We start from the raw sequence: 19,260 nt of genomic DNA on the forward strand, positions 1-19,260 counted from the left end.
TTCGGGGCCGGTCAGCGCGCCCGTCTCGGTCGTCCGTGCGATATGACCGGTCAGTTTATGCAGATGGTTGCCTCGGCGCCCCCATCAGCTTCGCCCCTGGTATTTCGCCGAGGAGGCCCGGGCGGTTCCGAGCTTGCCGTAGAGACGTCCGCCGGGACACTCCGTGGCGAATCCGTCACGGTGTCCGGCGATGGTGTGGAAGGTGACTTTCCGGCCCTTCTTGTAGAGGCCCCCACCGCCGGAGACGAGGGTCTGGGTGCCCTTCGGGTTGATGCCGTGGAGCCCGAGTTTCCAGGCCGTCAGGCGGGCCACCGCGGTCACGACGGCGGCCGGCGGGTTGGTGCTGGTGAAGGTGCCGAGGACGGCGATGCCCATGCTGTTGGTGTTGAAGCCGAGGGTGTGCGCGCCGAGGACCGGTTTCGCCACTCCGCCGGCCCGGCCTTCGTAGATGTTTCCGCACTTGTCGACGGTGAAGTTGTAGCCGAAGTCACGCCAGCCGCTGCTCTTCACGTGGTAGCGGTAGATACTGCGCAGGACGGAGGGGGCCTGGCCGCAGGTGTAGTTGTTGCCGGTGGCGCTGTGGTGGACGAAGGCCGCCTTGATCGTCTTGGTGTAGACGAAGCCCTTCTCGCGGATCGACTCGTCGGCGCCCCAGCCCTTGCGGGTGATGATCTTGGGGCGGGGGCCGATGTACGGCTTCTTCTTCGCCGTCTCCTGGCCGGGCGCGGCCTGCTGGACGGGGGTGCCCTGGTGGACGGGGGTGCCCTGGGTCTCCTCCGCCGCGGTGGCGGGGATCGCCGTGGCGCCGTACGGGGCGAGTTGGCTGTTGACGCCGGTCGCGGCGGCCTCCGCGGCGGTGAGGGCGGCCGGCGGGGCCATCGCCCGGGTGCCGGGCGCCGGGGCGGCGGGGTCCTCGCCCGGGTCGACGAGTTCGAGGCGGAGGCCGGCCGGGAGCGGCGCGGTCGCGCCGGCGCGGTCCGAGGGGTCCCCGGCCGCGTGGTCCCCGTGGTCCCCGTGCGCCTGTCCGGCCCGTACGCGGATCTCGACGCCGTCCGAGTCGCCCACCCACAGGGGGGCGGTGGAGCCGCGGAGGGTTCCGGCGGCGCCCTCGGCCGTCGCCGGGTCGGCGCCGTGCTCCTCGTTGTGGGTCTCGACGTCCTGCCACTCCGACCAGACGCCGTCGGCGGCGGCCCGGGTGCGGACCTGGACCGTGCCGTGCAGCACGGCCGACGGGTCGTCCCAGACCACGCCGACGAGCGAGAAGGGTCTGACGTCCCGCCGGGTCAGGCCCTGCTCGGCCGCGGCGCCCGGCTCGGTGCCGAAGGAGCGGAGGGCGGAGCCCAGCGGACGGAGCGGCAGCGACTGGGTGGAGCCCGGCAGCTCATCCTGCGCCGGTGGCAAGGCGGCCGCCGCCGGGCGCGCGGTGGCCGTCGCGGGGGCGGCGAGGGTGACCGGCAGGGCGAGCGCGGCCGCGCAGGCGACGGCGATCGAGGAGGCGAGTGAGGCACGCATGGCCCGATCGTGGGCAGCGCCCGGGCGGGGCGCGCGCCGGGAGACGGAGGGCGCGTCCGGCCGACCGGAGGACCCCGTCACCGGTACGGCCCAGGGCGGCGCGCCGGCCCGCGTACCCTGTGCGGCGTGAACGCCAGCGACCGCACCCCCGCCGACCTGCTGCGATCCGCGCTCGCCGCGGACCCCGGCCGCCCTCTGGTCACCTACTACGACGACGCCACCGGTGAACGGGTGGAATTGTCCGTCGCCACCTTCGCCAATTGGGTGGCGAAGACGGCCAATCTGCTCCAGGGCGAGCTGTCCGCCGAACCCGGCGACCGGCTCGCGCTGCTGCTGCCCGCACACTGGCAGACGGCCGTCTGGCTGCTCGCCTGCTCCTCCGTCGGAGTGACGGCCGAGCTGGGCGGCGATCCGGCGGACGCCGACCTGGTGGTGGCCGGGCCGGACACGCTGGAGGCGGGTCTGGCCTGTTCCGGGGAGCGGATCGCGCTGTCCCTGGCGCCGCTGGGACGCCGCTTCCCGGCCGCGCCCACCGGGTACGCGGACTACGCGGTCGAGGTGCCGGGCCAGGGCGACCGCTTCGTCCCGTTCGTACCGGTCGACGCGGACGCGCCCGCCCTCGTCGTCGACGGTACGGAACGCAGCGGCGTACAGCTCGTCGAACAGGCCCGGCTGGATGCCGTGCGCCTCGGGCTCGGGCCCGGCTCGCGGCTGCTGTCCGGGCTGCCGTACGACGGCTGGGAGGGGCTCTCGGCCGGGCTGTACGCGCCGCTGGCCGCGGGCGGCTCCGTGGTGCTGTGCCGGAACCTGGGCGAGCTGGCGCCCGAGGCGCTGGAGCAGCGCATCGGGAGCGAGCGGGTCACGGCCACGGCGCTCTGAGGGCGGGCGCCGCGGGGCGTTCCCGCCCCCGGTGCGTCCGATGCACCCGTTCGGCCGATCGACGCGCCGCGTACCCGCGACCGCGCGGCGAGTCCGGTACATGATCGGCCCCGGGGGGAGTCGTCTCCTCCGTACAACCCCGTGTCGGGTTCGGCCGTCTCCCTTGTGCGAACGCCGGGCGCCCGACGCGCCCGAGACGCCCCGAAGGACGGACTGACGACGTGACGGACCGCGCTGGCACGCCCGCCGAACCGGACCCGGAACCGGAGCAGGAGCGGGAGCAGGAGCAGGAGCAGGAGGGGGAGTCCCCGGCCGCCGCGGACTCCGGGGACGGGGCCTCCGGGACGGCCGCGGCCCGGCGCCGGCACTGGCTGCGCTGGGGCTGCCTCGGCGTCTCGGTCGTGCTGCTCGGCGCGGCCGGGACCGGCTGGTGGTTCTACCGGAAGCTCGACGACAACATCACCACGGACACCACCGCCGCCGACGAGCTGCGCCGGTACGAGAGGGAGCGCCCGACGAGCGTCGTGGCGGCGGCCCGGAACATCCTCCTCATCGGCTCGGACACCCGCTCCGGCGAGGAGAACCGCAAGTACGGCCGGGACAAGGGCACCCAGCGCTCGGACACCGTGATCCTGCTCCACCTGGCCGCCGACGAGTCGAGCGCCACGGCCGTGTCGATCCCCCGCGACCTCATGGTGACGATCCCGAGCTGCGCCAGGACCGCAGGGGGCCGGACCCGGGAGCGGCTGGCGCAGTTCAACTGGGCCTTCGAGTGGGGCGGGACGGCGTGCACGATCCGTACCGTCGAGAAGCTGACCGGGATCCGGGTCGACCACCACATGGTGATCGACTTCCGGGGCTTCAAGAAGATGGTGGACGCGGTGGACGGCGTCGAGGTCTGCCTCAAGGAGCCGGTGGACGACAGCGACGCCAAGCTGAAGCTGCCGGCGGGCCGGCAGACGCTGAACGGGGAGCAGGCGCTGGGCTTCGTCCGGGCCCGCAAGTCGCTGGGGAACGGCAGCGACACCGAACGGATGGACCGGCAGCAGATGTTCCTGGGCGCGCTCGTCAACAAGGTGCAGAGCGACGGGGTGCTGCTGAACCCGACGAAGCTGTACCCGGTGCTCGACGCGGCGACCAAGTCCATCACCACGGACCCGGGGCTCGACTCGTTGCGGGACCTGTACGACCTGGCGCGGACCATGCGGGCCATCCCGACGGAGAAGGTCCAGTTCCTGACGGTGCCGCGCCGCCCGTACACGTACAACGCGAATCGTGACGAACTGGTGCAACCCGCTGCGAGCGAGCTCTTCCGGCAACTCCGCGAGGACAGACCGGTCCTGGTGACGAAGCCGGAACCGGAGGAGGGCTCCGGCGCATCCTCCGACGGGAAGCCGGACGACGCGGAGTCGCCCGCGCCGACCGCGACGCCGACCTTCCCGGGCCGGAACGCGGCGGAAGGGGTGTGCTCCTAGCGGCCGGTGGGGCCGTTGGGTAAAGCGGGAGCCAAGGGAGAGTCAGGGGGAGTTGTGGTTTGGGCGGATTGCCCGGTTGTAAGCGGCGTGGAATTTGTCACTGACGTCGCCCCGCGCTGAACTGGGCGGATAGTGTGACGCGATCCGGTGCACCAGGACCGCGTGGTCGCACTCAGCCAAGGATCGAACGACCGAGTGGCGCCCACAGGGGGAGGCGCCCCGCGTGGCACCGACGGAGGACAGGAACCGTGGACGCGCACAGCCGTGGACGGGCGGACGAGATCGACCCCGCCGACCAGTGGGTGCTCAACCCGCAGACCGGCAACTACGAACTGCGACTGGACCACTCCGCTGGGCAGTCGCCGGTCGGTGGTTCCCCGTCGGGTGTCGCCGGTTCCGGCGTCACCGGTTCCGGTACCCGCTCCGCCTCCCGCTCAACCGCCCCGGCGGAGGCCCCCGTTCCCGGCCAGCGGCGGCGCCGCCCGGCCGAGCCGGACGCCCCGGAGACCGAGCGCGGCACGGGCGGCGGCGGACGCGTTCCGCCGCAGCGCCGCCGCAAGCGCAAGCAGGGCGCGAGCAAGAAGAAGAAGGTCCTGCTGTGGACCGGCGGCACGATGGCCTTCGTCCTGGTGGGCGGCGCGGTCGGCGCGTACGCGATCTACAGCAAGCTCAACGGCAACATCGGCGTCGTCGACGTCGGCGACGCCGCCGTGCAGACGGAGTCGATGGACGGGCCGCTGAACATCCTCGTCATCGGCAACGACGTCCGCACCGGCGAGGGCAACGAGTCCTACGGCAACAAGGACAACGTCACCGGCCACGCCGACACGACCTTCCTCATCCACATCGCCGAGGACCGCACCAACGCGACGGCGATGAGCATCCCGCGCGACCTCAAGATCGAGATCCCGGAGTGCCCGACGAAGGTCGGCGAGACCACCAAGGTGATCCCGGGCTCCGTCGGCAAGACCAAGTTCAACGAGTCCTTCGGCGTCGACGGCCGCGACCCCGGCTGCACCATGCGGACCATCACCCAGATGTCCGGGCTGCCGATCAACCACTTCATGATGGTCGACTTCAACGCCGTCAAGAAGCTGTCCACGGCCGTCGGAGGCGTCAAGGTCTGCCTCGCCAAGCCGATCCACGACAAGAACTACTCCAAGCTCAACCTCCCCGCGGGCGAGCACCGCGTCCAGGGCGAGCAGGCGCTGGCCTTCCTCCGGAACCGGCACGGCCTCGGCAACGAGAGCGACCTCGACCGCATCAAGCAGCAGCAGCAGTTCCTCGCCTCGATGATGCGCCAGCTCAAGGAGGACACCCTCGACAGCCCGACGAAGCTGTACGACGTCGCCACCGCGGCGACCGAGTCGCTCACCGTCGACAAGGGCATCGGCAGCGCGGCGAAGCTCACCACCCTGGCGAAGGAGATCGCCAAGGTGGACCTGAAGAACATCACCTTCCTGACCGTGCCGGTCATCGACAACCCCGACGAGCCGCCGACCCGGCGCGCGACCGTCGTCCTCGACCCCGTGAAGGCCCCCCAGGTCTTCAGCATGATCGAGAACGACGTCTCCTTCACCGAGGTCAAGAAGAAGGAGGCCGACGCCAAGAAGGCGAAGGCCAAGGCCCAGGCGAAGCTCCTGGAGGGCCCGAAGGCCCCCGCCGCCGAGGTCCGCGTCGACGTCTACAACGGCAGCGGCATCCAGGGCGCCGCCCAGGCGACCATCAACTGGCTGCAGAACGAGCAGGGCGTCCTTCGCTCGACCAACAAGAGCAACGCCCCCGAGAAGGCGGCGAAGACGAACCTCAGCTACGCACCGAACCAGGCCGACCAGGCCCGCGCGCTCGCCGCGATGATGGGTCTGCCGGCCACCGCCCTCAAGCAGGGCACCACGGACGCCGCGGAGCGCGAGCCCATGACGCTCGTCCTCGGCGCCGATTTCAAGGGCGCGGGGGTGCCCATGACCGGTCCGACGAAGGCGCCGGACGTCGGTCAGGTGGAAGCAGACAAGAAGGTGTGCGCCCAGTGACCCGAGAACAGCGGGTCCCGGCGCGCCCTTGACGATGAGGGGACCTGGGGTGGGACAGAACAGCGTGCGACGGGAGGGGACGCAGTCAGGCGTTCCGCACGCCCGAGACCGTGGCTGGGACGACGACCTGCACGGCGCCGGCGAGGCGACCGGGGCGGGCGGCGGCACGCCGGAGCCGGCCGGGGGGCCGGAGCCGGCCCCGGTGCCGGGCGGCCGGGCCGCGCGGCGCCGCGGGACGCCGGGCGCCGACGACTCCGGTACGGCCCCGGCGACGGCGGGCGGCCGGGCGGCGGCCCGCAAGCAGGCCAAGAAGGCCGGCAAGCGGAAGGTGCTGCGCTGGACGGCGATCGGCGTCGCGGTCCTGGTCCTCGGGACGGCCGGCGCCGGATACGCGTACTACGAGCACCTCAACAGCAACATCCGCAGCGGCGGCCGGGCCGGCGGCAGCAGCGGCGTGCAGAAGGCCGCGCCGAACGCGCTGGGCGACACCCCGCTGAACATCCTGCTGATCGGCTCGGACGACCGGTCCTCCGAGGCGAACATCGCGCTGGGCGGCAGCCGCAAGGACAAGGACCGGCCGCCGCTCGCCGACGTGCAGATGCTGCTGCACGTCTCCGCCGACCGGCAGAACGCCTCGCTGATCTCCATACCCCGCGACACCGTCGTGAAGATCCCCGAGTGCAAGGGCGAGGACGGCACCGTCTACCCGGCCACCACCGACCGGCCCATCAACGAGACGCTCACCCGCGGCGGCGCCGGCTGCACGCTGACCACCTGGGAGACCCTCACGGGCGTCTACGTCGACCACTGGATCATGGTCGACTTCGCGGGTGTGGTGTCGATGGCCGACGAGGTCGGCGGCGTCCCCGTCTGCGTCAAGACCGGTGTGCACGACAAGTCGACCGCCAAGGTCAAGGGCGGCTCCGGGCTGAAGCTGCCCGAGGGCACCCACGAGGTCAAGGGCGAGCAGGCCCTCCAGTGGCTGCGGACCCGGCACGCCTTCGGCAGCGACCAGAACCGGGCCAAGGCCCAGCACATGTACCTCAACGGCATGATGAAGAAGCTCCAGCAGCAGAACGCCTGGACGGACACCGGCCGGCTGATGGGCCTCGCGGAGACCGGCACCAAGGCGCTGAAGGTCTCCGACGGCCTCGACACCGTGGCCAAGCTCTTCGACCTCGGCATGCAGCTCAAGAACGTCCGGGTCGACCGGCTGTCCACCGTCACCATCCCGACCGACCCCTACCCGCCGAACCCGGACGCGTGGCTCCAGCCGAGGGCCGCCGCGGCCGAGAAGATCTGGGGCATGCTCCGGGACGACGTCGCCCTCGACAAGAACGGCGACAAGTCGCCGGCCAAGCCGAAGCCGTCCGCGTCGGCCTCGGCCTCCGCGAAGCCGAAGCCGACCGCCGCCGCCCCGGCCACGCTCGCCGTCACGGTCGTCAACGGCACCGACGGCAACGACGAGCCGGCCGTCGAGGGCCGGGCCAAGAAGATCGCCACCGCCCTCCAGGGCAAGGGCTTCACCCAGGCCGACTCCGCGAAGGAGGGCAAGCCCAGCAAGGGCACCGTCGTCGCCTACCCGAAGGCCGCCGGCGACCAGGGCCGGGCGGACGCCGAGTCCGTCGCGAAGGCCCTCGGCCTGCCGCTCTCCACCGTCCGCGCGGACGCCTCGGCCGAGGGGATCACCCTCGTCGTGGGCGCCGACTGGCGCGAGGGCGACACCTACAAGCGGCCGACGGCCACCGCCGGCGACCTGCCCGAGGGAGCCGACGACAAGGCCGAGTGCATGGACGTCTACTCGGTCTACCGGTGGGACGGGAAGAGCTGACCCGCTCCCCCGCGTGACGGACGACGGCGGCCGGGCTCCTCAGAATGAGGGACCCGGCCGCCGTCGTGTGTGCGTGCGTGCGTGCGTGCGCCGAAGGGTCAGACCGTCTCGGTCTCGCCCCGCTTCACCGCCGGGCGGCGGCTCGCGATGACCTTCCGCGCCAGCGCCTTGGGGCTGGTCAGGAAGCCGAAGCCCCAGGACATGTGCATGGTGGCCAGGGCCACCGGGATCTGCAGGCGGGCCTTCAGGGACAGGCCCCGGCCCGCCGGGACCGACCCCGCGACGATCGCGGCCAGGTAGCCGGCCGGGATCACGAAGCCCAGCGGGGAGAGGGTGGCGCCGACCACCAGACCCGCGGCGATCGCGCAGACGGCGACCGGCGGGGCGAGGTAGCGGAGGTTGATGGAGCCGGCGTGGTAGCGGGCCACCACGTGGCGCCAGCGGCCGTAGTCCTTGTACTGCTTCGCCAGCGCCCTCACCGAGGGGCGCGGGCGGTACTGGACACGCAGCTCCGGCGAGAACCAGATCAGGCCGCCGGCCTCGCGGATCCGGAAGTTCAGCTCCCAGTCCTGGGCGCGGATGAACTCCACGTTGTACCCGCCCTGCTGCTCCAGGGCCTCGCGGCGGAAGACGCCGAGGTAGACCGTCTCGGCCGGGCCGGCCGCGCCGCCGGTGTGGAAGGCCGCGTTGCCGACGCCGATCTTGGAGGTCATCGCGGCGGCGACCGCGTCCTCCCAGGCGTTCTCGCCCTCGGCGTGCATGATGCCGCCGACGTTCTGCGCGCCGGTCTCCTCCAGGAGCCGGACGGCGGTGGCGATGTAGTTCGGCGACAGCATCCCGTGGCCGTCCACGCGCACCACGATCGGGTGACGGGACGCCTGGATCGCCGCGTTGAGCGCGGCGGGGGTGCGGCCGGTGGGGTTGGGCACGGTGTGGACCCGGGGGTCCTCCCGGACCAGCTCGGCGGCGATCTCGTCGGTGCGGTCCGTGGACGGGCCGAGCGCGATCACCACCTCCATCTCGCCGTCGTACTCCTGCTCCAGGATGTGACGGACCGAGTTACGCAGATGCCGCTCCTCATTGAGGACCGGCATGATCACGGATACGGGGGGCGTGGCGTTCATCAACGGGCCACGTTACCGCGAATGGGGGACACCGGCGCGCGCCGCCGGGGCCGGTGACCCTACCGGCTGATCGTATGGGCCTACGGTGCTCACGGTCCCCCTGTCCCACCCGCGGAGGTGTCCGTCCGTGCCCACACCGCCCCGCACGCCCCGTCCGCCCCGCACGCCCGGCACGGCCGGCCGTCCGCCGGCCCCCCGGCGGGGCGGTCCCGCCCCGGTGCGGCGGCCCCGGCGGCGACCCCGCTGGGGGATGCGGATGGCGACCGCGCTGTCCGTGGTGGTGCTGGCGGCCGGCGGGATCGGGCACGCGGTGGTCACCGGGCTCGACACCGGGATCACCCGGGTGGACCCCTTCAAGGACATGAAGAACCGCCCCCAGGCGGGCACCGGGATGAACGTGCTCGTCGTCGGCACCGACGGGCGCGACCGGATCACGCCCGAGGAGAAGCGGAAGTACCGGCTGGGCGGGGCGCCCTGCCACTGCACGGACACCGTGCTGCTGGTGCACATCTCGGAGGACCGGGAGCGCGCCAGCGTCGTCTCGCTGCCCCGGGACTCGTACGCCGAGCTGCCCGAGCACACCGACCAGAACAGCGGCGAGAAGCACCGGGCGCACCCGGTGAAGCTGAACGCCGCCTACGCGGAGGGCGGGCCCGCGCTGACCGTGCGGACGGTGGAGGCGATGACCCGGGTCAAGATCGACCACTATCTGGAGGTCGACTTCACCAGCTTCATGCGGACGGTGGACGCGGTCGGCGGGGTGCAGATCTGCACGACGAAGCCGGTGAAGGACGCGTACACGGGGCTCGAGCTGGCGGCCGGCACGCACGAGCTGGACGGCGGGCAGGCGCTCCAGTACGTGCGCTCCCGGCACATCGACGGGGCCGCGGACCTCGGGCGGATGCAGCGGCAGCAGAAGTTCCTGGCGGCGCTGGTGGACCGGCTGACCAGCGGCGGGGTGCTGTTCAACCCGGTGCGGTTCCGGGAGGTGTCGACGACGCTGCTCGGCTCGGTGCGGGCCGACGAGGACTTCGGCACGGACCAGCTGCTGGCGCTCGCCAAGGCGATGCGGGGGTTCACGCCGGCGTCGTCGGAGTTCGTGTCGGTGCCGATCGGGGACGTGGACTTCCCGGTGAAGGGCATCGGGTCGACGGTGAAGTGGGACGCGGACAAGGCGCAGAAGCTGTTCGCCGCGGTGCGGGAGGACCGGCCGCTGGCGGCGCGGCCGGAGGCGGGGGCCGCCGCGCGGAAGCCGAAGGCCGTCGTGGTGGACGTCGCGCCGAAGTCGATCCGGGTGCAGGTCCACAACGGGACCCGGATCGACGGGCTGGGACGGAAGGTGGACGACGCGCTGCGGGGTGTGGGCTTCGACACGACACGGGCGCCGGTGACCGGGGCGGGGCCGGAGCGGGCGCGGACGCTGATCGAGTACGACCCCCGGTGGGACCGGTCGGCCAGGACGCTGGCCGCGGCCCTGCCGGGGGCGGAGCTGAAGGCCGCGCCCGGGCGGGGCGGGACCTTGCGGGTGACGGCGGGACGGGACTTCAAGGGCGTCACGGCGGTGCAGACCGAGGCGGCGCCGGCGCGGGGGCCGTTCGAGGCGGTGACCGGGGACCAGGTGGTCTGTCCGTGACGCCGGGTGGGTCTAGTCGGTGTAGCCCTCGGCCGCCCGGCGTTCGCGGAGCTCCCTGATCGCCTGGCGGCGGGCCAGGCGGTGGGTGCGGCGGATCTGGGCCTCCTGGTAGCGGCGCTTGTCCTGCTCGGTCTCGGGGATGACCGGCGGGACCGTGCGGGGCCTGCCGTCGCCGTCGACCGCGGCGAAGACGAGGTACGCGGAGCCGACCTGGGTCGCGGGGGTGGTGTCGTTCCAGCGCTCGGCCATGACGCGGACGCCGACCTCCATGGAGGAGCGTCCGGTCCAGTTCACCTGGGCCTTCACGTGGAGGAGGTCGCCGACGCGGACGGGCTCCAGGAAGGCCATCTCGTCCATGGAGGCGGTCACGGCCGGGCCGCCGGAGTGGCGGCCCGCGACGGCGCCCGCCGCGTCGTCCACCAGCTTCATGATCACTCCACCGTGCACCGTCCCGAGGAGGTTGGTGTCGTGGCTGGTCATGATGTGGCTGAGGGTGGTGCGGGAGGCCGAGGTGGGCTTGCCCGGGAGGTGACCCTGTTCTGTCATGTCCTCCACCTTATGCCGGGTATCGGCGTTGTCCGCTTTGCATCAGCTTGGCAACAGCACCGGTCCTATATTCCACCCGGCCTGTCGCCCCGAACGCGGAGCCCGGCACACTGGTCCGCATGAATGAGTGGCCCGAGCAGCCCGAGGGCGCCCGCCCCATGCGGCACGTGCAGAGACGCCCGCAGGGACAGCAGTCCCCGCAGTACCAGCAGGGGTACGACCAGGGGCAGGCGTACAACCCGAACTTCACTCAGGCGCAGGCCACGGGGTACGACTCCGGGTACAGCACCGGGCAGGTCTACGGCTCTCCGCAGGGCCCCGGGCACGGCGGTCCGGGGGGACCCGCCGGCCCCGGCGGTCCGGGCGGCCGGGCCACCGGTCCCGCGCCGGACTGGCGCAAGCGGATCAAGATCGGGTCGATCGTGCTGGTCGTCGGCGTCCTCGCGTGGGGTGTCGGCACCTACGCCTGGGCCAGCTCGCAGATGCGCAACGAGGTGGACCTCTCCAAGGTCATCGAGCGGCCGGCCGAGGGCGACTGCACGACGTACCTGATCGTCGGCTCGGACAGCCGCGAGGGCATGACGGCCGAGGACAAGAAGAAGCTGCACACCGGTTCCGCGGAGGGCAAGCGGACCGACTCGATGATGATCCTCGCGGCCTGCTCCAGCGGGAACACGATGATCTCGCTGCCCCGTGACTCCTGGGTGACGATCCCGAACTTCGTCGGCTCCGAGTCCGGCAAGGCGTACCCGGCGCGCGGCGGCTCCAAGCTGAACGCGGCCTACGCGATGGACGGCCCCGAGCTGCTGGTCCGTACGGTCGAGTTCAACACCGGGCTGCGGATCGACCACTACGCGGAGATCGGCTTCGCCGGCTTCGCGAACATCGTGGACGCGCTCGGCGGCGTCGAGCTGAACATCGAGAAGGGCTTCAAGGACAAGAAGTCGGGCGCCGACTTCCAGGCCGGCGAGCAGACCCTCAACGGCGAGCAGGCCCTCGCCTTCGTGCGGACCCGGTACGCCTTCGCCGAGTCGGACCTGGCGCGGACCAAGAACCAGCAGAAGTTCCTGTCCGCGCTGGCCAACCAGGCGGCGACGCCGGGCACGATCCTCAACCCGTTCGAGCTGTACCCGACGCTCGGCGCCGGCCTGGACACCCTGATCGTCGACAAGGACATGTCCCTGTGGGACCTGGGCCAGATGTTCTTCGCGATGAAGGGCATCAGCGGCGGCGACGGCAAGTCCATGAACATGCCGATCGCCGGCAGCGCGCCGCAGGGCTCGCTGAAGTGGGACATGCCGAAGGTGAAGCAGCTCGTCGAGCAGATCAAGAACGACCAGAAGGTCACCGTCGAATCGAACCGGTGACGTCCGTGCCGCGCGGTCGGACGCCGACTCGCCCGCACGGCACCGCGGCCCCCGGCTTCCCGCCGGGGGCCGCGGTCGTGTCCGGCCGCTCCCTAGGGGAGGTTGCGGGCCATGACGATGCGCTGGACCTGGTTGGTGCCTTCGTAGATCTGGGTGATCTTGGCGTCGCGCATCATGCGCTCGACGGGGTAGTCGCGGGTGTAGCCGTAGCCGCCGAGGAGCTGGACGGCGTCGGTGGTGACCTCCATGGCGACGTCGGAGGCGAAGCACTTGGCGGCGGCGCCGAAGAAGGTGAGGTCGCCGTCGACGCGCTCGGACTTCGCCGCGGCGGCGTAGGTGAGCTGGCGGGCGGCCTCGAGCTTCATGGCCATGTCGGCGAGCATGAACTGCACGCCCTGGAAGTCGGCGATCGGCTTGCCGAACTGCTTGCGCTCCTTGACGTAGCCCTTGGCGTAGTCGAGGGCGCCCTGGGCGATGCCGAGGGCCTGGGCGGCGATGGTGATGCGGGTGTGGTCGAGGGTCTTCATCGCGGTGGCGAAGCCGGTGCCCTCGTCGCCGATCATGCGGTCGGCGGGGATGCGGACGTTGTCGAAGTAGACCTCGCGGGTCGGGGAGCCCTTGATGCCGAGCTTCTTCTCCGGCGCGCCGAAGGACACGCCCTCGTCGCCCTTCTCCACCACGAACGCCGAGATGCCCTTCGACCGCTTCTCCGGGTCGGTGACGGCCATCACGGTGTAGTACTCCGAGACGCCGGCGTTGGTGATCCACCGCTTCACGCCGTTCAGGACCCAGAAGTCGCCGTCGCGCACCGCGCGGGTCTTCATGCCGGCCGCGTCGGAGCCGGCGTCCGGCTCCGACAGGCAGTAGGAGAACATCGCCTCGCCCGCCGCGAGCGGCGCGAGGTACTTGTGCTTCAGCTCCTCCGAGCCGGACAGGATCACCGGGAGCGAGCCGAGCTTGTTCACCGCCGGGATCAGCGAGGACGAACCGCAGGCGCGGGCGACCTCCTCGATCACGATCACCGTCGCCAGCGCGTCCGCGCCCGCGCCGCCGTAGGTCTCCGGCACGTGCACCGCGTGCAGGTCGTTGGCGACCAGCGCGTCCAGGGCCTCCTGCGGGAAACGCCCCTCCTCGTCCACCGCCGCCGCGAACGGGGCGATCTTCGCGTCCGCCAGCGCGCGCACCGACTCCCGGAGCATCTCGTGCTCCTCGGAGGTCCGGTACAGGTCGAAGTCCTTGCCCATGGTCTTGAGCTCCCTGGCTTGCTAACTACCGTTAAGTAACCCAAAGGGTAGGCCGTGAGCGGGGACCTTGTCAGCGCCCGACTATGCTCGGGCAGGCAGTTTCGCCCGACGTCCCTGGAGTCCCGCATGGCCCTGAAGATCACTGTGATCGGCACCGGATACCTCGGCGCCACCCATGCCGCGGCCATGGCGGAGATGGGCTTCGAGGTCCTCGGGCTCGACGTCGTGCCGGAGAAGGTCGAGCTGCTGGCCTCCGGCCGCGTCCCGATGTACGAGCCCGGCCTGGAGGAACTGCTCGCCCGGCACGTCGCCGGCATCGAGGGCTCCACCGGCCGGCTGCGCTTCACCACCTCCTGGGAGGAGGTCGGCGCCTTCGGCGACGTCCACTTCGTCTGTGTGAACACCCCGCAGAAGCACGGCGAGTACGGCTGCGACATGAGCTACGTCGACGCCGCCTTCGGCTCCCTCGCCGCCGTCGCCCGCGAGGGCTCCCTGGTCGTCGGCAAGTCGACCGTGCCGGTCGGCTCGGCCGAGCGGCTGGCCGCGGTGCTGCCGCAGGGCGTCGAGCTGGCCTGGAACCCCGAGTTCCTCCGCGAGGGCTTCGCCGTCCAGGACACCCTGCGCCCGGACCGGATCGTCGTCGGCGTCTCCGGCGACGGCGCCGCGCGGGCCGAGAAGACGCTCCGCGAGGTGTACGCCGTCCCGGTCGCCGAGGGCTCGCCCTTCGTCGTCACCGACTTCCCCACCGCCGAGCTGGTGAAGACGGCCGCGAACTCCTTCCTCGCCACCAAGATCTCCTTCATCAACGCGATGGCCGAGGTCTGCGAGGCGGCCGGCGGCGACGTCGCCAGGCTCGCCGAGGCCATCGGCCACGACGAGCGGATCGGCAGCAAGTTCCTGCGGGCCGGCATCGGCTTCGGCGGCGGCTGCCTGCCCAAGGACATCCGGGCCTTCATGGCCCGGGCGGGCGAGCTCGGCGCCGACCAGGCGCTGACCTTCCTCCGCGAGATCGACTCCATCAACATGCGGCGGCGCGGCCAGATGGTCGAGATGGCCCGCGAGACGCTCGGCGGGAACTCCTTCCTGGGCCGCCGGGTCGCGGTCCTCGGCGCCACCTTCAAGCCCGACTCGGACGACGTCCGCGACTCCCCCGCGCTCAACGTGGCCGGCCAGATACACCTCCAGGGCGGCCAGGTGACCGTCTACGACCCCAAGGGCATGGACAACGCCCGCAAGGTCTTCCCGACCCTCGGCTACGCGGACTCGGCCCTGGAGGCCGTCCGCGGCGCGGACGTGGTCCTGCACCTGACCGAGTGGCGCGAGTTCCGCGAGCTCGACCCGGCCGAGCTGGCCGCCGTCGTCTCCTCGCCGGTCGTCCTCGACGGGCGCAACGCCCTGGACGGCGAGCGGTGGCGGGCGGCCGGCTGGACGTACCGGGCGATGGGCCGCCCGCGCGCCTAGCGACACGGAGGAAGGGCCGCACCGGACGGATCCGGTGCGGCCCTTCCTCATGGGCGTACGGGTACGGGTCAGGCGGCGACGGGCCTGATCCGGTTCGTACGGGACAGGAACTCGGTGTCGCGCAGGGCCCGGGTGGCGTTGCCGTGGGCCAGGCCCACCAGGTCCCCGGCCGGCCAGCCGCGCCGCAGCAGCTCCGCGAAGAGCGGGACGTAGCCGACCGCCGGGTCCGCGAGCCGGGAGAGGCCCGTGGACGCGGGGCCGGCCCCGTCGCGCACCCGGTCGAGGAGGTCGGCGGTGGCGGCGGGGTCGTCCCCGACGGCGACCATGCAGACCGCGCCGTTCTCGCCGAGGAGCCGCAGCACGTCGTCCGGGAGGGCGTCCGGCTCGGCCCGGGTGAGCAGGGCCGGGGCCCGGGTGACGGCGAGGACCTTGCGGACGGTGTCCTGGTCCGCGCCGCTGAGGTCCACGGCGAGGCCGATGCGGTTCATCTCGCGGACCGCCTCGCGGGCGAAGCGGTCGAAGCGGGTGAGGTTCACGGCCCGGACCCCGAGGGCGTGGTAGGCCCGCAGGGTGGCGGCGGAGCCGCCGAGGGCCGTCCAGTCCACCGGCCCGAGGAGCGCGGCGACCCGCCCGCAGTTGCGTGCGTGGACCATCTCCGAGGTGGTGTGGGCCAGCCGCAGGTCCTCGGGGCAGGCGGCGACGAGCGCGCGGATGGTGTCGATGCGGCGCAGGGTGCCGAGGGCGCCGTCGTCGGAGTCGCCGTGCAGCGACCAGAACTGCGCGCCGGCCTCCCGGGCCCGGACGGGCGGCAGGTCCTCGGGGTCGAGGAGCGCGGGCAGTTCGGTGTGGCCTTCGAGGACGGGCTGGGCGGCGAGGATCGCCCGGGCCCGGGCGGTCTCGTCGAGCGGGGGTGGCGACTCCGGGGGTTCCAGCGCGCCGACGGCGCCGGAGGCGGCAGAGAAGGGGGGATGGTCGTCTAGGTCTGCCATGGCACTACTCACTACTCCGAAACTCGGTGATGCAGTACTACCCCGCCGAAGGGGCGGGGCAGTACGGTCCACCGTGCCACCGGGGCCCTGTGGGGGCCCGTCGGGCTGCGCCGTTCGGGTGAGGCCCGGTCAGGCGCCGTCGAGCTGCGCGATCGTGGCGTGCGAGGCGGGGGTGCGGGCCGACAGGTCGCGGGCGACGGACTCGGCGTCGCCCAGCACGCGGAGCGCGTTCGACCAGGTCAGCTTGGTGAGGTCGGCGCGGGACCAGCCGCGGTCCAGGAGCTCCGCGATCAGGTTGGGGTAGCCGGCGACGTCGTCGAGGCCGGCCGGGGTGAAGGCGGTGCCGTCGTAGTCGCCGCCGATGCCGATGTGGTCGATGCCGGCGGCCTCGCGCATGTGGTCGAGGTGGTCGGCGACGGTGGCGGCGGTGGCGATCGGGCGCGGGTGCTCCGCCTCGAAGGCGGCGTGCAGCTCCTTGGCCCGGGGGGTGGTGTCGAGGTGGTGCAGGCCGTGGGCGCGCAGGTTCGCGTCGGCGCGCAGGGTCCACTCGACGGCCGCGGGGAGGATGAACTTCGGGACGAAGGTCGCCATCGCCACGCCGCCGTTGGCGGGCAGCCGCTCCAGGACGTCGTCCGGGATGTTGCGCGGGTGGTCGCAGACCGCGCGCGCGGAGGAGTGGGAGAAGATCACCGGCGCGGCGCTCTCGTCGAGGGCGTCCCGCATGGTGGTGGCGGCCACGTGCGAGAGGTCGACGAGCATGCCGCAGCGGTTCATCTCGCGGACGACGGCGCGGCCGAAGGCGGTGAGGCCGCCGTGCCGGGGCTCGTCGGTGGCGGAGTCGGCCCAGTCGTTGTTCTCGTTGTGCGTGAGCGTCATATACCGCACGCCGAGGGCGTACAGGGCACGCAGGGTGGCAAGGGAGTTGTCGATCGAGTGGCCGCCCTCGGCGCCCTTGAGGGAGGCGATCCGCCCCTCGGCGCGGGCCTTGGCGATGTCGTCGGCGGTCCGGGCGGGCGCCAGGTCGGCGGCGTACCGCTCGACGAGCCGGTCGACGGCGTCGATCTGCTCCAGGGTGGCGCTCACCGCGTGGTCGCCGGCGAGCCGGCCCGGCACGTAGACGGACCAGAACTGGGCGCCGACCCCGCCGGCGCGGAGCCGGGCGAGGTCGGTGTGGAGGGTGGCCGAGCGGTCGCCCGCGATGTCGAGCTTGTCGAGGTCGTAGCCGCACTGCTCGCGCAGCGCCCACGGGAGGTCGTTGTGCCCGTCGACGACGGGGGCCTCCGCGAGGAGGGCCCGGGCCTCGGCGAGCCGCTCGGCCGCGCTCACTTGCCGAACCCGAAGGAGTCGGCGCCGGCGACCTTGGCGCGCAGCCGCTTGCCCTTCTCGGTGGCCTGGCCGTTGAGGTCCTGGAGGAAGTCGCCCATCCGGGTCTGGAGGTCGGGGTCGGCCGAGGCGAGCATGCGGACGGCGAGCAGGCCCGCGTTGCGCGCGCCGGCGACGGAGACGGTGGCGACCGGGATGCCGGCGGGCATCTGGACGATCGAGAGCAGCGAGTCCATGCCGTCGAGGTACTTCAGCGGCACGGGGACGCCGATGACCGGGAGCGGGGTGACGGAGGCGAGCATGCCCGGCAGGTGGGCGGCGCCGCCGGCGCCCGCGATGATCGCCTTGAGGCCGCGGCCGGCGGCCTCCTCGCCGTACGCGATCATCTCGCGCGGCATCCGGTGCGCGGAGACGACGTCGACCTCGTACGGGATCTCGAACTCGTCGAGCGCCTGGGCGGCGGCCTCCATGACGGGCCAGTCGGAGTCGGACCCCATCACGATGCCGATGAGCGGGTTGCTCGCCTGGTTACTCAACGATCGTCCCTCGCAGGTAGTCGGCGGCGTGGCGGGCGCGCTCCAGCACCTCGTCCAGGTCGTCGCCGTAGGTGTTGACGTGACCGACCTTACGCCCGGGCTTCACGTCCTTGCCGTACATGTGGATCTTGAGCTGCGGGTCCCGGGCCATGCAGTGCAGGTAGCCCTGGTACATGTCGGGGTAGTCGCCGCCGAGGACGTTGCACATCACGGTCCACGGGGCGCGCGGGCGGGGGTCGCCGAGCGGCAGGTCGAGGACGGCCCGGACGTGGTTGGCGAACTGGCTGGTGATCGCCCCGTCCTGGGTCCAGTGGCCGGAGTTGTGCGGGCGCATCGCCAGCTCGTTGACGAGGATCCGCCCGTCGGTGGTCTGGAAGAGCTCGACGGCCAGGTGGCCGACGACACCGAGCTCCTTCGCGATCCGCAGGGCGAGCTCCTGGGCCTGCCCGGCCAGCTCGTCGTCCAGGTCGGGGGCGGGCGCGATCACCGTGTCGCAGACGCCGTCGACCTGGCGGGACTCGACCACCGGGTAGGCGACGGCCTGGCCGTGCGGGGAGCGGACGATGTTCGCCGCCAGCTCGCGGACGAAGTCGACCTTCTCCTCGGCGAGCACGGGCACGCCGGCGAGGAACGCGTCACGGGCGTCCTCGGCGGTGCGGACGAACCAGACGCCCTTGCCGTCGTAGCCGCCGCGCACGGTCTTGAGGATCACCGGGAAGCCGCCGACCTCCTCGGCGAACGCGACCGCGTCCGCGGGGTCGGCCACGATCCGGTGGCGGGGGCTGGGCGCGCCGATCTCGTCCAGCTTCGCCCGCATCACCCCCTTGTCCTGCGCGTGCACGAGCGCGTCGGGACCGGGGCGGACGGGGATGCCGTCGGCCTCCAGGGCGCGCAGGTGCTCGGTGGGGACGTGCTCGTGATCGAAGGTGATCACATCGCAGCCGCGCGCGAAGGCGCGGAGCGTCTCCAGGTCCCGGTAGTCGCCGATGACGACCTCGCCGGCCACCTGCGCCGCCGAGTCCTGCGGGGTGTCACTGAGGAGCTTGAACTTGATGCCGAGGGGGATGCCCTCCTCGTGGGTCATACGGGCGAGCTGCCCGCCGCCGACCATGCCTACTACCGGGAACGTCACCCTCTTAGGGTATCCGCACCATCCGTGAACACGTTTCCGGCTGTGGATTGACACAAGGCGTGAGGGCGCGCCGCCCGGTTTTCCACAGGTTTCCCGGCTACCCGGGCGGGTGACAGGGGAGGCTGGTTAGCATGAGTGGGTTGACGTCACCCGGACGTCACCCGACGGACGGACCGAC

Annotated in this window: 15 protein-coding genes; 7 read left to right on the forward strand and 8 right to left on the reverse strand. The window is 72.3% G+C overall.

The annotated features are described in order from the left end of the window. Positions 1–84: 84 nt before the first annotated feature. Positions 85–1,512, reverse strand: coding sequence for an N-acetylmuramoyl-L-alanine amidase (locus tag ABFY03_RS15115; protein WP_319010983.1), 1,428 nt, complete (start codon positions 1,510–1,512; stop codon positions 85–87). 126 nt (positions 1,513–1,638) lie between these two features. Between ABFY03_RS15115 and ABFY03_RS15120 the strand changes: the two genes are divergently transcribed. The 4 genes from ABFY03_RS15120 to ABFY03_RS15135 all read left to right on the forward strand — a co-directional run bounded on the left by ABFY03_RS15120 (position 1,639) and on the right by ABFY03_RS15135 (position 7,727). Further along, the gene (locus ABFY03_RS15120; protein WP_346170113.1) at positions 1,639–2,391 is read left to right on the forward strand and encodes a TIGR03089 family protein; all 753 of its coding nucleotides are present in this window, start codon (positions 1,639–1,641) and stop codon (positions 2,389–2,391) included. A gap of 221 nt (positions 2,392–2,612) precedes the next feature. Beyond that, complete coding sequence (locus ABFY03_RS15125; protein ID WP_319010981.1) at positions 2,613–3,866, forward strand: LCP family protein; 1,254 nt, start codon at positions 2,613–2,615, stop codon at positions 3,864–3,866. A 248-nt stretch (positions 3,867–4,114) separates the two neighbouring features. Then, entirely contained in the window at positions 4,115–5,896 is a 1,782-nt protein-coding gene (locus tag ABFY03_RS15130; protein WP_319010980.1) for an LCP family protein, read from the forward strand. A gap of 49 nt (positions 5,897–5,945) precedes the next feature. Next, positions 5,946–7,727 (forward strand): LCP family protein, encoded by a 1,782-nt coding sequence (locus tag ABFY03_RS15135; protein WP_346170114.1) that lies wholly within the window; start codon positions 5,946–5,948, stop codon positions 7,725–7,727. A 98-nt stretch (positions 7,728–7,825) separates the two neighbouring features. Here ABFY03_RS15135 and ABFY03_RS15140 read toward each other — a convergent pair whose 3' ends face one another. Continuing rightward, entirely contained in the window at positions 7,826–8,851 is a 1,026-nt protein-coding gene (locus ABFY03_RS15140; protein ID WP_319010978.1) for a glycosyltransferase family 2 protein, read from the reverse strand. 127 nt (positions 8,852–8,978) lie between these two features. On the opposite strand from ABFY03_RS15140, the gene ABFY03_RS15145 reads away from it, so the two are divergent. Continuing rightward, positions 8,979–10,484: an LCP family protein gene (locus tag ABFY03_RS15145; protein ID WP_446697017.1), complete on the forward strand. Its 1,506-nt coding sequence runs from the start codon at positions 8,979–8,981 to the stop codon at positions 10,482–10,484. Positions 10,485–10,496: 12 nt separating this feature from the next. Here the strand turns inward: ABFY03_RS15145 and ABFY03_RS15150 are convergent, their stop codons facing one another. Then, positions 10,497–11,030, reverse strand: a complete 534-nt coding sequence (locus tag ABFY03_RS15150; RefSeq protein ID WP_319010977.1) for an acyl-CoA thioesterase — start codon at positions 11,028–11,030, stop codon at positions 10,497–10,499. Between the two features lie 119 nt (positions 11,031–11,149). On the opposite strand from ABFY03_RS15150, the gene ABFY03_RS15155 reads away from it, so the two are divergent. After that, complete coding sequence (locus ABFY03_RS15155; protein ID WP_346170115.1) at positions 11,150–12,397, forward strand: LCP family protein; 1,248 nt, start codon at positions 11,150–11,152, stop codon at positions 12,395–12,397. Positions 12,398–12,489: 92 nt separating this feature from the next. Here the strand turns inward: ABFY03_RS15155 and ABFY03_RS15160 are convergent, their stop codons facing one another. Beyond that, positions 12,490–13,641: an acyl-CoA dehydrogenase gene (locus tag ABFY03_RS15160; RefSeq protein ID WP_319007277.1), complete on the reverse strand. Its 1,152-nt coding sequence runs from the start codon at positions 13,639–13,641 to the stop codon at positions 12,490–12,492. Between the two features lie 126 nt (positions 13,642–13,767). Between ABFY03_RS15160 and ABFY03_RS15165 the strand changes: the two genes are divergently transcribed. Continuing rightward, positions 13,768–15,102: a UDP-glucose dehydrogenase family protein gene (locus ABFY03_RS15165; protein WP_346170116.1), complete on the forward strand. Its 1,335-nt coding sequence runs from the start codon at positions 13,768–13,770 to the stop codon at positions 15,100–15,102. A gap of 68 nt (positions 15,103–15,170) precedes the next feature. On the opposite strand, the gene ABFY03_RS15170 is transcribed toward ABFY03_RS15165, so the two are convergent. From ABFY03_RS15170 to ABFY03_RS15185, 4 genes are all read right to left on the reverse strand, one after another. Further along, positions 15,171–16,091 (reverse strand): membrane dipeptidase, encoded by a 921-nt coding sequence (locus ABFY03_RS15170; RefSeq protein ID WP_319007697.1) that lies wholly within the window; start codon positions 16,089–16,091, stop codon positions 15,171–15,173. 129 nt (positions 16,092–16,220) lie between these two features. Beyond that, positions 16,221–17,417: a dipeptidase gene (locus tag ABFY03_RS15175; protein ID WP_346170117.1), complete on the reverse strand. Its 1,197-nt coding sequence runs from the start codon at positions 17,415–17,417 to the stop codon at positions 16,221–16,223. Further along, positions 17,414–17,911 (reverse strand): 5-(carboxyamino)imidazole ribonucleotide mutase, encoded by a 498-nt coding sequence (gene purE / locus ABFY03_RS15180; RefSeq protein ID WP_319007703.1) that lies wholly within the window; start codon positions 17,909–17,911, stop codon positions 17,414–17,416. The genes ABFY03_RS15175 and purE overlap by 4 nt, the downstream gene beginning before the upstream one ends. 31 nt (positions 17,912–17,942) lie before the next feature. Beyond that, positions 17,943–19,082: a 5-(carboxyamino)imidazole ribonucleotide synthase gene (locus tag ABFY03_RS15185; RefSeq protein WP_346170118.1), complete on the reverse strand. Its 1,140-nt coding sequence runs from the start codon at positions 19,080–19,082 to the stop codon at positions 17,943–17,945. Between the last annotated feature and the right edge of the window lie 178 nt (positions 19,083–19,260).

The sequence above is a fragment of the Streptomyces roseofulvus genome, from assembly GCF_039534915.1.
GTDB classification, from domain to species: domain Bacteria; phylum Actinomycetota; class Actinomycetes; order Streptomycetales; family Streptomycetaceae; genus Streptomyces; species Streptomyces roseofulvus.